Consider the following 15434-nt stretch of genomic DNA (forward strand, 5'->3'; position numbering starts at 1 on the left):
GATCCAGGCCGCCATCGGCGCCCGGATCATCGCCCGCGAGTCGATCAGCGCGATGCGCAAGGACGTCCTCGCCAAGTGCTACGGCGGCGACGGGGCTCGCGCTACTTCTTGTCCTTGGTCTCGACGTCACCCGAGAGCGCGGCGATGAACGCCTCCTGGGGGACCTCGACGCGGCCGACCATCTTCATCCGCTTCTTGCCCTCCTTCTGCTTCTCGAGGAGCTTGCGCTTGCGGGTGATGTCGCCGCCGTAGCACTTGGCGAGGACGTCCTTGCGCATCGCGCTGATCGACTCGCGGGCGATGATCCGGGCGCCGATGGCGGCCTGGATCGGCACCTCGAACTGCTGACGCGGGATCAGCTTGCGCAGGCGCCCCGTCATCAGCACGCCGTAGGCGTAGGCCTTCTCCCGGTGCACGATCGCGCTGAACGCGTCGACCTGCTCGCCCTGCAGCAGGATGTCGACCTTCACGAGGTCGGCCTCCTGCGAGCCGGCGGGCTCGTAGTCGAGCGAGGCGTAGCCGGCGGTCTTTGACTTGAGGTTGTCGAAGAAGTCGAAGACGATCTCGCCGAGGGGCATGTGGTAGCGGATCTCGACCCGGTCCTCGCCCAGGTACTCCATGCCGATCAGGGTCCCGCGGCGGCTCTGGCAGAGCTCCATGATCGTGCCGACGTAGTCCTTCGGCGCGAGGATCGCGGCCTTGACGATCGGCTCCGTGACGGCGGCGATCTTCCCGACGGGGAACTCGCTCGGGTTCGTGACGGTGACGGTCTTCTTGTCCTCCGTCGAGACCTCGTAGATGACCGAGGGCGCCGTGGTGATGAGGTCGAGACCGAATTCGCGCTGCAGGCGCTCGGTGATGATCTCGAGGTGCAGGAGGCCGAGGAAGCCGCAGCGGAAGCCGAAGCCGAGCGCCACCGACGTCTCGGGCTCGTAGACGAGCGCCGCGTCCGAGAGCTTGAGCTTGTCGAGGGCCTCGCGCAGGTCCGGGTAGTCGCTGCCGTCGATCGGGTACAGGCCCGAGAACACCATCGGGAGCGGCTCGGTGTAGCCGGGCAGCGCCTGCGTCGCGGGCTTGGACGCCGTGGTGACGGTGTCGCCGACCTTCGACTGGCGCACGTCCTTCACACCGGTGATCAGGTAGCCCACCTCGCCGACCGCGAGACCCTGTGTCGCGACGGGCTCGGGGCTCGACACGCCGATCTCGAGGATCTCGTGCGTGGCGCGGGTCGACATCATCTGGATCTTCTCGCGCGGCGAGAGCTTGCCGTCGATCATCCGGACGTAGGTGACCACCCCGCGGTAGGCGTCGTACACGGAGTCGAAGATCATGGCGCGCGCAGGGGCGGAGGGGTCGCCGACGGGCGGCGGGATGAGCTCGGTGACGCGGTCGAGCAGCGCCTCGACGCCCATGCCGGTCTTGCCGGAGACGCGGAGGACGTCGTCCGGGTCGCCGCCGATCAGGCTCGCGAGCTCCTTCGCGTACTTCTCGGGATCCGCGGCCGGCAGGTCGATCTTGTTCAGGACCGGGATGATCGTGAGGTCGTTCTCGAGCGCGAGGTAGAGGTTCGCGAGCGTCTGGGCCTCGATGCCCTGCGCCGCGTCGACCAGGAGGATCGCGCCCTCGCAGGCCGCCAGCGAGCGGCTGACCTCGTAGGAGAAGTCGACGTGGCCCGGAGTGTCGATCATGTTCAGGGCGAACGTGCGCCCGTCGCGCTCCCACGGCATCCGCACGGCCTGCGACTTGATCGTGATGCCGCGCTCGCGCTCGATGTCCATGCGGTCGAGGTACTGCGCGCGCATCGCCCGGTCCTCGACGACACCCGTGATGCCGAGCATCCGGTCGGCGAGGGTGGACTTGCCGTGGTCGATGTGGGCGATGATGCAGAAGTTGCGGATGGACGCCGGATCGGTCGCGGCGGGCTCGAGCCCGGAGTGTGCACGTGGAGACATCGTGGGACCAGTGTCCCATGCCCGGCGGCGGAGGCCGGGACCGGCGGCTACAGATCGAGTCCGTAGGTGCGGGTGGGCTCGACGCCGGGCGGGTTCTCCCGCTCGCCGAGGCGGACGAAGCCCATGCTCTCGTAGAGGCCGTGCGCGGTGGTCATCAGCGTGCCGCTGTTCATCACGACCCGCTGGAGGCCCCGCTCGGCGGCGAGCATCACGACGAACTCGGTGAGCAGCCGCCCGAGACCCCGCCCACGTGCCTCCGGGGCGACGGCGAGCAGCCGCCAGTCCAGCTCGCCGGGGCGCCCGAGCTCGTACAGGTTCGCGCCCGGGCGCGCGGTGGTGACCGTGGCGAGGATCCGCCCGTCGCCCTCGACGGCGACCCAGACCTCGCCCTCGACGTCGTGCCGGGCGACCGCGGCGACGTCGGCGGCGTACTCCTCCCCCAGCTCGTAGTCGTGGGCGTAGGCGGCGAGCCGCAGGCGCGAGACCTCGTCGTACTCCTGGGCCCGGACGCGCCGGACCAGCACCTCGGCGGCGCTCATCCGCGCACCGGGGCCGGGAGGGCGCGCAGCCCGTGCTCGAGCGCGGCGGGATCCGCGGCGAGGCAGACGCGGATCCAGCCCTCGCCGGTGCGGCCGAAGGCGCTGCCGGGAGCGACGGCGACGAGGGTCTCGAGGAGGAACGACTCGACCCAGGAGGCGACGTCCCCTCCGGTCGCGTGCGCCATGTCGATCCACAGGTAGAACGCGCCCTCGGGCTCGCGGTAGGCGATCCCCCGCTCGTCGAGCACGCCCGTCGCGAGCCGCAGGTTGGCGAGGTAGTGGTCGGAGGCGGCGGCCACCGCGTCCTGCGGCCCGGTCAGAGCGGCGAGGGCGGCGCGCTGGTCCGGAGTGGCGACGCAGCTGATCGCCGCCTCCTGCACCGTGACCATGATCGACGTGAAGCCGGGAGGCGTCACGAGGTAGCCGACGCGGACGCCGGTCATCGCGTAGGTCTTCGAGAAGGAGAAGACGCTGAGGACGCGGTCGGCGTCGTCCCCGCGCTCCTGCGCGATCGCCGCGAGGCTCACGTGCGGGCGCCCGTAGGTGAAGTACTCGTAGACCTCGTCGCTGAGCACCCACAGGTCGTGGCGCCGGGCGATGTCGAGCAGGCGCTCGAGGACCTCCCTCGGGAACACCACGCCGAGCGGGTTGGACGGGCTGTTGACGATCAGGACGCGGGTCCGGTCGGTGATCAGGCGCTGGACCTCCTCGGGATCGGGGAGGAAGGCGTTCTCAGCGCGCAGCGTGTACGGCACGGGGACGGCGCCGATGGTCCGCGCGTTGGTCGTGAAGACGGTGTAGCCCGGGTCGGGGATGAGCACCTCGTCGCCGGGCCCGAGCAGGAGCGTCATCGCCTGGTGCAGCGCCTGCGTGGCGCCGACGGTCACCCAGACCTGCTCGACGTCCGCCTCGATGCCGTTGTCTCGCGCCAGCTTCTCCACGATGGCCCGCCGGAGCTCGGGGACGCCGCCGTTGGGCCCGTAGCGGGTGTCGTCGGCCGCCCACGCCGCCCGGGCCGCCTCGATGATGTGCGGCGCGGTCGGCACGTCGGGCTCGCCCACCGCGAGGAGCGTCACTCCGTCGAGCCGCAGCGCGATCTCGAACAGGTGGCGGATGCCCGAGGGCGGCACCGCGGAGAGGTGATCGGCGAGACGGGGCACCGGCGTCACGTTACCGGCGGGCCCGGGCCGCGAGACGCCACGGCGGTCCGCCTCCCCCGGCGTGTCGCCCCGGCGGCCCCGACCCGGACGGCGCCGCACCCGCGGGCGCGGCGCGGTTGAAGGGTGACGACGGGTGCGCTAAAGTTCCTTGTTGGCTTGCGCTCCCCCTCCGGACACCCGGCAGGCGTGGAGTGATCAGAAGCCGGCGACCTCCAGTCGCACCGCAGGGCGTTCAGACGCCCGCGGAAGGGGCACTCCGTCGAGTAGCCGGCTGCACACACGCACATCCGAGAAGAAGGTAATCCACGTGGCAAACATCAAGTCGCAGATCAAGCGCAACCTCACCAACAAGAAGGCGAACGAGCGCAACAAGGCCGTCAAGAGCGAGCTGAAGACCGCCATCCGCTCGGTCCACACCGCCATCGCCGCCGGCGACACCGAGAAGGCCGGCACCGCCCTCGCCTTCGCCGCCAAGAAGCTCGACAAGGCCGCCAGCAAGGGCGTCATCCACAAGAACCAGGCCGCGAACCGCAAGTCGGCCATCGCGAAGCAGGTCGCCGCGCTGTAGTACTGCGCGAAGCTGCAACGACGAAGGGTCCGGCCATTGGCCGGGCCCTTCGTCGTTGCAGCTTCGCGGTCGACGGCCTCCTCGTTCCTCGTCGGCCGTCGCGCGGTCGGCTTACAGGGGTGGTCGCGGTGGGAGGAGCGGGTTTCGTTCCGGGTACGACGATCCGCTCGCACGCGGATCACCGGTGACCCTGCGAGGTCGACGGGCGACGCTACGTCGTCCATCGGACGTGGCGCGGTCGGGTCTCATGACGGTCGCGGTGGGAGGAGCGGGGAGCGTTCAAGGTACGACGATCCGCTCGCACGCGGATCGCCGGTGGGCCCTACCGTTCTCGACGGGCTCCTCGTTCCTCGTCGCCCGTCGCGCGGTCGGCTTACAGGGGTGGTCGCGGTGGGAGGAGCGGGGAGCGTTCCGGGTACGACGATCCGCTGACACGCGGATCGCCGGTGGGCCGTACCGATCTCGACGGGCTCCTCGTGCCTCGTCGCCCGTCGCGCAGTCGGCTTCCGCGCATGGTCGCAGTGGGAGGAGCGGGTTCCGTTCCGGGTACGACGATCCGCTCGCACGCGGATCGCCGGTGACCCTGCGGGGTCGTCGTCCGACTCTTCGTCGGCCGCGGTGCGACCCTGCGAGGGGAGGTGATCCCCTCACTGCTGGTCGAGCGGCCGCGGAGCGGCGTATCGAGAACCGCAGGGGACGAGGTCGGTGCGGATCGCGGGCGCAGGGTCTTTCGGGCGGGTCAGAGGCCCCGGGCGGACACGACGGAGACCATGCGCTCGAGGGCGTACACGGGGTCGCGGGTGGCGCCCTTCACGTTCGCGTCGGCGTCGGCGACCGTCAGGATCGCGGTGCCGAGGCCCTCGCCGGTCCAGCCCTGCAGGTCGCGCCGGGCCCGGTCCACCTGCCACGGAGCGAGGCCCAGACGCGAGGCGACCTGGCCCGAGCCCTCGCGCGAGCCGGCGACCTTCGCCATGGTCCGCAGCTTGCTCGCGAACGCGGCGACGATCGGTACCGGGTCGGCACCGGAGGCGAGGGCGTGGCGGAGCCCGAGCAGCGCCTCGCCGTGACGGCCCGCGATCGCCGAGTCGGCGACGGTGAAGGCCGTGGTCTCGACGCGGCCGCCGTAGTACTTCGCGACGGTCGCCTCGGTGATCTCGCCGGTGACGTCGGACAGCAGCTGCTGGCACGCCGACGCGAGCTCGTCGAGGTCGTCGGAGAAGGCAGACACCAGGGCTCGGACGGCACCGGTGGTCGCCGTGCGGCCGGCGGTGCGGAACTCGGCGATCGCGAAGTCGACCTTGTCGCTCTCGCGCTTGAGCTCGGCGCAGACGATCTCGATGCCGCCGCCCGTGCCCGAGCGGATGGCGTCGAGGAGCTTCTTGCCCCGGTTGCCGCCGCCGTGGCGGAGCACCAGGGTCGCCCCGTCCGCGGGCGCCGAGAGGTAGTCGAGGGTCTCGAGGAGGAACGCGTCCGTGCACTTCTCGACATTCGAGACGCGGATGAGGCGGGGCTCGTCGAAGAGGGACGGGCTCGCGAGCGTCAGTAGCTCCCCCGGCGCGTAGCCGCCGGCGTCGATGTCGCTGACCTCGAGGCTCGGATCCTCGGCCCGGAGGAACTCACGGAGGAAGCGCAGCGCGCGGTCGGCGAGGAACTGCTCCGGGCCGGTGATCAGCACGATCGGCGCCGGCCGGGTCTGGTTCCAGGCGAGCTGCGGGATCGCCGCCTTCGAGGGCGCTGCCTTCGCGCGCGCCGGGGCCCTGCCTGCCATGCCGTGTCCTTCCGTGACGCGCCCGTCCGAGCGCCCTCCACCCTACGGCCCGCTCACGGCGCCCCGAGGACGCCGCGGGAGCCGTCGCGCCGCTCACCCAGACCGCGATCCCGTCGCTGCGGGACGCGAGCACGACCGTACCCTCGACATCCGACCTCAGCGCCTCGACCCCGCGCTCGGCCAGCAGAGCGAGGAGCGACGGATTCGGATGTCCGTAGTCGTTCTCCGCCCCGACGGAGATCAGCCCGACGCTCGCGCCGAGCGCGTCGTAGAGGGCGGGCGACTGGTCGGCGGAGCCGTGATGCGCGACCTTGACGACGTCGACCCGGCCGACCGGCAGCCGGGAGACGCGCCCCTGCTCCTGCTCGCCGAGGTCGCCCAGGAGTGCGACGGAGAGCGGGCCGCCGCGGGCGTCCGCGCCGATGTCGACCCGGAGGGTCACGCTCGCCTCGTTGCCCCGCAGCGCGCTCCGCCGCTCCGGCCACTCGACCCGCCAGCGCAGCGAGCCGAGCGCGCCGCTGTCGCCGCGGACCGCCTCCTGCACGGCGACCCCCGCGCCGGTGAGCGCCGCCCGGTCGCGCTCGTCGTCGCGGCCCGCGGCGGGCCCGACGAGCGCGGCGTCGGTCCGTCCGAGGACGGTCTGGAGCCCGCCGACGTGGTCGAGGTCGTAGTGAGTGAGAACCAGCAGCGGGATCCGGTCCACCCCCATCAGGCGGAGGCAGGCCTCGAGCGGTGCGGGCTCGGGCCCCGTGTCGACGAGCAGCACGCCCGCGTCTCCGCGGAGGAGGACCGCGTCGCCCTGCCCGACGTCGCACATCGCGACACGCCAGTCCTCGGGAACCGAGGCGGCGCGGAGGAGCGGCGTGGCGACGGTGGTGCCGCCGGCGGCGGCGATCGCGCACGCCAGCCCGACGGCGGCGATCCGGCGCACCCGCGCGAGCCGCGGTGACTGCGTGACCAGCACGAGACCGAGCAGGGTCAGCACGGTGAGCGCGAGCGCTCCTCCCACTCCGGGCCACCAGGCGATCCTCGGGGCGGGCCACGAGTCGACGGCGCGGGCGATCGAGGCGATCCACCAGGCGGGGACGGCGGCGAGCCGGATCGCCGCGTCGGCGGCTCCGTCCCACCAGGGAGCGAGCAGGCAGCCGATGAGCCCGAGCCCGGTCGCGGCGGGTGCCGCGGGCTCGGCGAGCAGGTTGGCGAGCACTCCGTACACCGGCACCGACGGGTCCACGAGCAGCAGCACGGGCTGGCAGGCGAGCTGCGCCGCGGTCGGCACCGCGAGCAGCAGGGCGAGAGGCCGGGGCAGCACTCGACCGAGAGCGCCCGCGATCGGCTCGGCGAGCAGCAGGAGTCCGGCGGTGGCGAGGACGGACAGCACGAAGCCGAGCCTCCCCGCGATCGAGGGGTCGGCGGCCACGAGCACGACGACGGTCGCGAGCAGGGCGGGCACGGCCGCTCCGGAGCGACGCCCGAGCCGCGCGAGGAGGACCACCGTCGCCATCATCGCGGCCCGCACCACGCTCGGCTCGGGGGTCACCAGCACGACGAAGCCGGCGAGCAGGGCGAGGGCGGCGACGGTCCGGAGGCGGCGCCCGGCGCCGAGGAGCGCCGCGATCGTCCAGCCGGCGACCACCACCACGGCGCAGTTGGCGCCCGAGACGGCGGTCAGGTGGGTGAGCGACGCGGTGCGCATCGCCTCCTCGAGCCCCGCGTCGAGCGCGGACGTGTCGCCGGTCGCGAGGCCCGGCAGCAGCCCCGCCACGTCGCCGCCGACCAGCGCCGCGCGCTCGAGGAAGCGCGAGCGCAGCACCTCCGCGACGGCCGCCGCTCCCCCGGGACCGCGCCGGTCCTCGACGGACGCCGCCCTCAGCATCGTCGCCTCGCCGACGGGCCCCTCCTGCGCCGCAGCGCGCGCCTGGAGGTCGAGCTCGGCGCCCACCGGCAGCCGACCGCCGGGATCGGCGAGCAGCACGCGGACGGGGGCCGCGGTCGACGCGTCTCCCACCCGCAGCGCCGTCGCGTCGAACCACACTCCCCCGGTCGCGAGCGGTCGGGCACCCGTGTCGACGCGCACGGTGACCGGGGTGAGGGCGCGATCCTCCTGGGCCTCCCGCAGCGACGCCGGGTGGTCACCGGGCGCCGCGGCGACCACGGAGGTGAGGGCGAGGGCGGCACCCGCGCCCCCGACGAGCACCGCTCCGACCAGCCGCCCGCCGAGGCCGCGCCGGAGCAGGACGCACGCCGCCCCGAGCAGCACCCAGCCCGCGGCGCACCACGAGAGGCCCCCGTCGAGCACCGCCGCGACCGGCAGCATCCCGGCCGCCCACGCGGTGGTCCAGGCGGCCACCGCTGCCGGCAGGAGCCGCAGGTCCGCCGCCCGCACGCTCCTCACGGCGCGACCTGTTCGCGGAACGCGGTGAGCGTCTTCTCGCCGATCCCGGGGACCTCGAGCAGCTGGTCGACGGAGGAGAACGGGCCGTTCGCCTCCCGGTGGGCGACGATCTTCTTCGCGGTCGCCGGGCCGATCTCGGGCAGCTCCTCCAGCTGGGCCGCCGTCGCCGTGCTCAGGCTCAGCACGGATCCGGCGGCGGAGGCTCCTCCTCGAGCGGCCCCGCCCGGAGCCGCTCCCGCCGCGGCCGGCGCCGCTCCCACGGCCGGCACGACGATCTGCTCGCCGTCCACGAGCCTCCGGGCCAGGTTGACCGCCGCGCGCTCCGCCGACTCCTGGAACCCTCCGGCGGCGGCGACCGCGTCCGCCACCCGCGCCTCCTGCGACAGAACGTACAGCCCCGGAGAGGCGACCTCGCCGGCCACGTGCACGTACAGCGACTCGACCGCCGCAGCAGCGGGCGCGCTCGTCGACACGGCGGGCTCCAGGACCCGCTCATGACCGCTCGACCGCGCTCCCGCGAGCAGCACCGCGACCACCGCGGCGCCGATGACGAGCACGACCGCCGCTCCCACTCCCACGCGCCAGCGCGGGCGGGCGCGGCGGGGCCGCAGCAGCGCCGTCAGCTGCTCGTCGTCCGTCCCGCTGGTCTCTGGCATCCGCCGACGGTAGGACCCGCGTCACCGCCCGGCGCGGCCGCCGACACCGATCCGGGGACAGCCCGCCAGATCGCCTCCCTGTGGAGGAGAGAGCAGCACCGGCAGGACGGACGACGGGGCCCCTCCTGCGAGAGGAGGAGCCCCGTCGGGACGGATCGGCGGCTAGACCGCCTTCGTCACCAGGTTCACCAGGCGCGGCGCCCGCACGATCGCCTTCACGACCTCGCGGCCGACGAGAGCCCGGGCGACGCCGGCCGTGGCCCGCGCCTTCTCCTCGAGCTCGTCGGAGGAGATCTTCGGCGAGACCTCGAGCCGGTCGCGGACCTTGCCGTCGACCTGCAGGATCGCCGTGACCTTCTCCTCGACCAGCAGCGACGGGTCGGCCTTGCGCCACAGCGCGTGCGCGACGGTGCCCTCGTAGCCCAGACGGTGCCACATGTCCTCGGCCGTGTACGGCGCGAACAGGTTGAGAGCCATCGCGACCACCTCGACCGCCTCGCGGACCGCGGGGTCCCCGGCCCCGGCGCCCGAGTCGACGACCTTGCGGGTCGCGTTGACGAGCTCCATCAGCCGCGCGACCACGACGTTGAACTTGAACGCCTCGATCAGCGACGGGGACTCCGCGAGGAAGCGGTGGGTCTGGCGGCGCAGAGCCGCGTCGCCCGACTTCCACTCGACGTCGGGCCTCGAGGTGACGTCCTTCGCCAGGCGCCAGGCGCGGGCGAGGAACTTCGCGCTGCCGCCGGGGGAGACGTCGGCCCAGTCGATGTCGTCCTCGGGCGGGCCGGCGAACGCCATCGTCAGGCGCACGGCGTCGACGCCGAACTCGTCCAGCTGGTCCGAGAGGCGGACGATGTTGCCCTTCGACTTGGACATCGCCGCGCCGTCCATCTGCACCATGCCCTGGTTCAGCAGCGCCGTGAACGGCTCCGTGAACGACACGTAGCCCAGGTCGAACAGCACCTTGGTGATGAAGCGCGCGTACAGCAGGTGCAGGATCGCGTGCGTCACGCCCCCGACGTACTGGTCGACGGGCGCCCACTTCTCGGCGAGCTTCGGATCGAAGGCCTGCGTGTCGTCCTTCGGCGAGAGGAAGCGGAGGAAGTACCACGAGGAGTCGACGAAGGTGTCCATCGTGTCCGGGTCGCGGCGCGCGGGCGAGCCGTCCACCGGGTGCGGCACGTTCACCCAGTCCTCCGCCGCTCCGAGCGGCGACGAGCCCTTCGGCTGCAGGTCGAGACCGTCGGTGGAGGGCAGGACGACGGGCAGCTGGTCCTCGGGAACCGGCACGAGCTCGCCGTCGGCTCCGTGGATGATCGGGATGGGGGTGCCCCAGTAGCGCTGACGCGAGATCAGCCAGTCGCGCAGGCGGTAGTTCTTGGCCGAGCGGCCGCGGCCGCGCTCCTCGAGCATCCTGATGACGCGCTCGATGGCGGTGCGCTTGGAGAGCCCGTCGAGCGGCCCGGAGTTGATCAGGCGGCCGTCGCCGGTCAGCGCCTCGCCGGTCGTGGCGGGGTCGAGCGAGTACTCCTTCTCGAGCGCGGCCAGCTCCTCCGGGTCCTCCGGGATGACCGGGATCGCCCCGGTGACGGACGCGTTGGTGTCGACGACCACGCGCACGGGCAGGTCGAAGGCGCGGGCGAAGTCGAGGTCGCGCTGGTCGTGCGCGGGCACGGCCATGACGGCTCCGTGGCCGTAGTCCGAGAGGACGTAGTCGGCGGCCCAGATCGGCAGCCGCTCGCCGTTCACGGGGTTCACCGCGTAGCGGCCGAGGAACACGCCGGTCTTGGGGCGGTCGGCGGTCAGGCGCTCGATCTCGCTCGACTTCTGCACCGTCTCGAGGTAGCTGCGGAACGCGTCGCGGATCGCGGGCTCGGAGCCCTCGACCAGCTCGGAGGCGAGGTCGGAGTCGGGCGCGACGACCATGAAGGTCGCCCCGTAGAGCGTGTCGGGGCGCGTGGTGAAGACGGTGACGCGCTCGTCGCGGCCCTCGATCTCGAACTCGACGTCGGCGCCGATGGAGCGGCCGATCCAGTTGCGCTGCATGGCGATGACCTTCGACGGCCAGGATCCCTCGAGCTGGTTCAGGTCGTCGAGCAGCCGGTCGGCGTAGTCGGTGATCTTGAAGTACCACTGCGTGAGCTTCTTCTTGACCACGACCGCGCCGGAGCGCTCGGAGGTGCCGTCCGCGAGGACCTGCTCGTTCGCCAGGACCGTCTGGTCCACCGGGTCCCAGTTGACCCAGCTGTCCTTGCGGTAGGCGAGGCCCTTCTCGTACATCTTGAGGAACAGCCACTGGTTCCACTTGTAGTACTCGGGGTCGGAGGTGTGCAGCACGCGGTCCCAGTCGAAGGACGCGGCGTAGCGCTTCATCGAGCGCTTCTGCTGCTCGATGTTGTCGTAGGTCCAGGTGACCGGGTTCAGCCCGCGCTTGATCGCGGCGTTCTCGGCGGGCAGGCCGAAGCTGTCCCAGCCGATCGGGTGGAGGACGTTGAAGCCCTGCTGGCGCCAGTAGCGCGCGATCACGTCTCCGAGCGCGTACGCCTCGGCGTGGCCCATGTGCAGGTCGCCCGAGGGGTACGGGAACATGTCGAGCACGTACTTGCGGGGGCGCTTGTCGTCGGGGTCGTCCGTCGCGAACGGGCGCGTCTCCTCCCAGATCGGGAGCCACTTCTCCTGGAGCGCTCGGAAGTCGTAGCGCTCCTCGTCGCTCGCGCCGGTCTGCCGGGAGGTGTCTTCTGCCACAGGTGCTTCTCACTTCTGAAGGAGGGGGAGAACGCGCACGCGTGGGCGGCTGCGTTCGACCATCAACCCTACTGGCCCCGCGCGCACGGCAGACGAACGCGGCGCCCGCTCACTCCTCGGCGGCGCCCAGCACCGCGAGGAGCGCCCGCGCCTTCAGCCGCGTCTCCTCGACCTCCTCCTCCGGCACCGAGAGCGCGGTGATGCCGCCGCCGGTCCCCAGGCGGGCGCGCTCGCCGTCGAGCACGAGGGTGCGGATGGTCATCGCGAGGTCCAGCGAGCCGTCCGAGCCCAGGCGGCCGAAGGCGCCGGAGTAGACGCCGCGGGGACCGCCCTCCCACTCCCGCAGCAGCTCCACCGCCCGGCGCTTGGGCGCTCCCGTCATCGAGCCGGCCGGGAAGAGGGCCGCGATCAGCTCGGCGATCCCGACGCTCGGCGCGCGGCGGGCCGAGACCTCGCTGACCAGCTGGTGGACGTGCGGGTAGCTCTCCACCTCGAGCAGGCGGTCGACGACGACGGAGCCGGGGGCGGCGATCCGGGCGAGGTCGTTGCGGACGAGGTCCACGATCATCACGTTCTCGGCCCGCTCCTTCACGCTCGAGACGAGCTCGTCCCGGAGCGCGCGGTCCTCGTCGGCGTCCCGGCCCCGGGGGCGCGTGCCCTTGATGGGATGCGTGGCGACGCGTCCGTCGGCCCCGCCGGTGAGGAACCGCTCGGGCGAGGCGCTGACGAGCGCGAGCGGGTCGAGGCGGATCAGCCCGCCGTGATGGCTCGGGCTGGAGCGGCGGAGGCGACGGTACGCCTCGACCGGATCGAACCGGCCCTCGACGACGATCTCGTCGGTGAGGCAGAGCTGGTAGGCGTCCCCCGCGCGGATAGCCTCCTGGCAGCGGCCGATCAGCGCCGTGTACTCGGCGGCGGAGTGGCGGCGGACCGGGTCGCCGGCGGGCTCGGGATCCGCGGGGTCCGCGGGTGCGGGCGCGCCGACGAGCTCGAGCAGGCGCGCGGTGAGCTCCTGCACGTCTCCCGTGGCGACCAGGCGGACGGTCCGGGTGCCGTGGTCGAACTCGAGCACGGGGTCGCCCCGGAGCAGGGCGAGGGCCGGCGGATCCGCGGGGCCGGTCGGCGCCGAGGGCAGGGAGACGGAGGCGGCTCCCGCCTCGTAGGAGATCCAGCCGTAGCGGCCGAGCGCGCGGTCGCCCGCGGGGGCCTCGTCGTCGACCGCGGCGAGCGCCGCCGCCACGTCGCCGCCGGCCTCGACGAGGAGCACGTCCCCGCGGGCGCACGCGCCGAGGTAGGAGCGGCCGCTCGTCGCTCCGAGGCCCGAGTCGAGCCAGAACGACGCCTCGGCCGTGGCGAACAGGGCGTGGTGCGCGAGCTCCGGATCGACCCAGGGCAGCTCGATCGAGCGGACGTGCCGATCCTCCGAGACCACTGGGCTAGCGTAGGCGGTCGTGGACGGCGAGCAGGTTCGGGAGTGGGACGGGCGGGCCCTGACGAGCGTTCCCGAGCCGCCCGGCACCTCCCTGGACGCGGCCGACTCCTGGCTGGTGGACGAGGGACGCGTCCGCGGGCTCGACCTGCACCGCGAGCGGTTCGCCGCCTCCGTCGCTTCGGCGGGCGGGCACCCGGACGTCGAGCCGTTCCTCCACGCCGCGATCGCCGCCCTGCCCCGCGAGGGCCGCTCCTTCCCCCGCGTCGAGCTCTCGGGAGGCGCCCTGCGGCTCCGGCTGCGATCCGCCCCGCCGACGACCCGCGCCGTGGTGCTGTGGACGAGCCCCGTGGATCCGCGCCGGACGCCGTCCTGGAAGGGGCCGGACATCGCACGTCTCGCCCTCCTGCGGACGCGCGCGCACGCCGCGGGAGCGGACGAGGCCGTGCTGCTCGACGCCGACGGCGCCGTCATCGACGGAGCGAGCAGCGCGATCCTGTGGTGGCTGGGCGATGCGCTGGTCGTCCCTCCGGCGACGAGTACGCGCGTGCGCAGCGTGACGGCTCGCACCGTCTCGGTGCTCGCCGGCGCGCTCGGCGTGGACGTGATCGAGGCCCCCGCCGAGCCGGAGTCGCTCGAGGGCCGTGAGGTCTGGACGGCCAACGCCCTGCACGGTCTGCGGCTGGCGACCGCCTGGGCGGACGGACCGGCGCTCGCCGCGGAGCCGGGCCGCCTGGACGCCTGGCGGAAGCGGCTGGACGCTCTCAGGCGGCCTCTCCCGGCGCTCTGACCCGCGGAGGACCTCAGCTCCCGCGCGTCCCCCAGACGGAGGGCCCCCGTTCCGGTCGCAGTCGTGCGTCCGCCGTGCGAGCATCGAGTACCCCCTCTTCCGGCCCCCGCCGGCCACTCGAGAAAGTCCTGCGATGACGCGTTCCCCCTCCCCCCGCCCCCTCGCCTCCGGGCTGATCGCGCTCGTCGCGACCGGTGCCCTGCTCTTCGGCGCGACCCCGGCCCTCGCCGCGGAGAACCCGCAGAAGCCCCTCTCCTCCTCCGAGGAGGCGCCGACCGGCCTCGCCCCCGCGAGCGAGTCGCCCGAGGCCGCCCAGCAGACCGCCCGCGCGGCCGTCAGCTACTACAACGCCCTCGTCGGCGGCGAGGAGCTGGCCGCCGGACAGCGGATCGTCTCGGGCACGAACGGCTACTCGTTCCGGATGCAGACCGACGGCAACGCCGTGGTCTACGACCCGCAGGGCCGCCCCACCTTCGCCACGAACACCCAGGGCCGCGGCGACCACCTGGTCATGCAGACCGACGGCAACATGGTCGTCTACTCCGCCAAGGGCGGCCCCGTGTGGAGCACGAACACGATCAACGAGGCGGGAGCCTCGGTGATCATGCAGCCCGACGGCAACCTCGTCGTCTACCGCGAGAACGGCTCGCCCGCCTGGGCGAGCAGCGTCCGCCGCGTCATCGCCGAGCCGGTGACCGACACGCTGTTCACGGAGCAGACCCTCCGCCCCGTCCACCAGCTCACCTCCGCCGACGGCCGCTTCATCGCCGTCATGCAGAACGACGGCAACTTCGTCGGCTACGGCCCCCAGGGCGCCGTCTGGGGCACCGGCACCGGCGGCTCCGGCAACCGCATCACCATGCAGAAGGACGGCAACGCCGTCATCTACGGCTCCGACGGCTCCGTCAAGTGGTTCTCGGGCACGCGCGGCAAGGACCTCCGCCTGGGCATCAACAACGCCGGCTCGCTGATCATCGTGAACCCGTCCGACGACGTGATCTGGACCAGCCAGGCCGCCTTCCCCTCGACGACGCTCTACGCGGCGAACTCGCTCGAGGCGGGCAGCTTCCTCCGCTCCGCGAACGGCGTCTACCGAGCGGTGATGCAGGCGGACGGCAACTTCGTCGTCTACGGCAAGAACGGCCCGATCTGGGCGTCGAAGACCACCCGCGCAGGCGGCTTCTTCGCCCTCGACACCAGCGGCCAGATCGCCGTGGGCACCGAGACGACGAGCGGATGGTCGGTCGTCCCGCCCGCCGCGTCGGTCGGCCCCTACAAGCTCGTCATGCAGGACGACGGCAACCTCGTCGAGTACGACAGCCGCCGCGCGGTCTGGGCCAGCCGCGGCTGACGCCCCTCCGCCACGACGCCCCCTGGTCCCCGGACCGGGGGGCGTCGTGGCGGAGGGGCGTCAGCCGCGGCTGGCCCAGAC

11 protein-coding genes and 1 pseudogene are annotated in these 15434 nt (G+C 73.0%); 4 read left to right on the forward strand and 8 right to left on the reverse strand.

Annotated elements, in window-relative coordinates; translation table 11 throughout:
• Nucleotides 1–100, forward strand: a pseudogene (locus C5C95_RS18025) (hypothetical protein); the annotation flags it as partial.
• 1 nt (nucleotide 101) lies between these two features.
• On the opposite strand, the gene lepA reads toward C5C95_RS18025, so the two are convergent.
• Genes lepA through C5C95_RS16280 form a run of 3 tightly spaced genes read right to left on the reverse strand, consistent with a single transcriptional unit; the run spans nucleotide 102 to nucleotide 3651 of the window.
• A complete protein-coding gene (gene lepA / locus C5C95_RS16270) occupies nucleotides 102–1952 on the reverse strand; it encodes a translation elongation factor 4 (protein WP_104223127.1) in 1851 nt (616 codons plus the stop codon).
• Between the two features lie 47 nt (nucleotides 1953–1999).
• The gene (locus C5C95_RS16275; protein WP_104318020.1) at nucleotides 2000–2491 is read right to left on the reverse strand and encodes a GNAT family N-acetyltransferase; all 492 of its coding nucleotides are present in this window, start codon (nucleotides 2489–2491) and stop codon (nucleotides 2000–2002) included.
• Entirely contained in the window at nucleotides 2488–3651 is a 1164-nt protein-coding gene (locus C5C95_RS16280) for a pyridoxal phosphate-dependent aminotransferase (RefSeq protein WP_104324857.1), read from the reverse strand. Before C5C95_RS16280 ends, C5C95_RS16275 begins: the two co-directional genes overlap by 4 nt.
• Before the next feature lie 307 nt (nucleotides 3652–3958).
• Here C5C95_RS16280 and rpsT point away from each other — a divergent pair, with 307 nt between their 5' ends.
• Nucleotides 3959–4219: a 30S ribosomal protein S20 gene (gene rpsT / locus C5C95_RS16285; protein ID WP_097165711.1), complete on the forward strand. Its 261-nt coding sequence runs from the start codon at nucleotides 3959–3961 to the stop codon at nucleotides 4217–4219.
• A 739-nt stretch (nucleotides 4220–4958) separates the two neighbouring features.
• Here rpsT and holA read toward each other — a convergent pair.
• The 5 genes from holA to pabB all read right to left on the reverse strand — a co-directional run bounded on the left by holA (nucleotide 4959) and on the right by pabB (nucleotide 13215).
• Nucleotides 4959–5936, reverse strand: coding sequence for a DNA polymerase III subunit delta (holA, locus tag C5C95_RS17925; protein WP_258059737.1), 978 nt, complete (start codon nucleotides 5934–5936; stop codon nucleotides 4959–4961).
• Nucleotides 5836–8382 (reverse strand): ComEC/Rec2 family competence protein, encoded by a 2547-nt coding sequence (locus C5C95_RS16295; protein ID WP_146087110.1) that lies wholly within the window; start codon nucleotides 8380–8382, stop codon nucleotides 5836–5838. Before C5C95_RS16295 ends, holA begins: the two co-directional genes overlap by 101 nt.
• Nucleotides 8379–9038 (reverse strand): ComEA family DNA-binding protein, encoded by a 660-nt coding sequence (locus C5C95_RS16300; RefSeq protein WP_104324859.1) that lies wholly within the window; start codon nucleotides 9036–9038, stop codon nucleotides 8379–8381. The genes C5C95_RS16295 and C5C95_RS16300 overlap by 4 nt, the downstream gene beginning before the upstream one ends.
• Nucleotides 9039–9200: 162 nt before the next feature.
• The gene (gene leuS / locus C5C95_RS16305; RefSeq protein ID WP_104225642.1) at nucleotides 9201–11783 is read right to left on the reverse strand and encodes a leucine--tRNA ligase; all 2583 of its coding nucleotides are present in this window, start codon (nucleotides 11781–11783) and stop codon (nucleotides 9201–9203) included.
• A 109-nt stretch (nucleotides 11784–11892) separates the two neighbouring features.
• On the reverse strand, nucleotides 11893–13215 hold the full coding sequence (gene pabB, locus C5C95_RS16310) for an aminodeoxychorismate synthase component I (RefSeq protein WP_104324860.1): 1323 nt from the start codon (nucleotides 13213–13215) through the stop codon (nucleotides 11893–11895).
• Between the two features lie 19 nt (nucleotides 13216–13234).
• On the opposite strand from pabB, the gene C5C95_RS16315 reads away from it, so the two are divergent.
• Together C5C95_RS16315 and C5C95_RS16320 are read left to right on the forward strand one after the other, a co-directional pair.
• Nucleotides 13235–14002 carry an aminotransferase class IV gene (locus tag C5C95_RS16315; RefSeq protein ID WP_258072687.1) on the forward strand — a complete coding sequence of 256 codons (768 nt, stop codon included), beginning with the start codon at nucleotides 13235–13237 and terminating at the stop codon, nucleotides 14000–14002.
• Nucleotides 14003–14135: 133 nt separating this feature from the next.
• A complete protein-coding gene (locus tag C5C95_RS16320) occupies nucleotides 14136–15353 on the forward strand; it encodes a hypothetical protein (RefSeq protein WP_104324861.1) in 1218 nt (405 codons plus the stop codon).
• Nucleotides 15354–15434: the final 81 nt, after the last annotated feature.

Source organism: Rathayibacter sp. AY1B7, from assembly GCF_002932735.1.
GTDB lineage: Bacteria > Actinomycetota > Actinomycetes > Actinomycetales > Microbacteriaceae > Rathayibacter.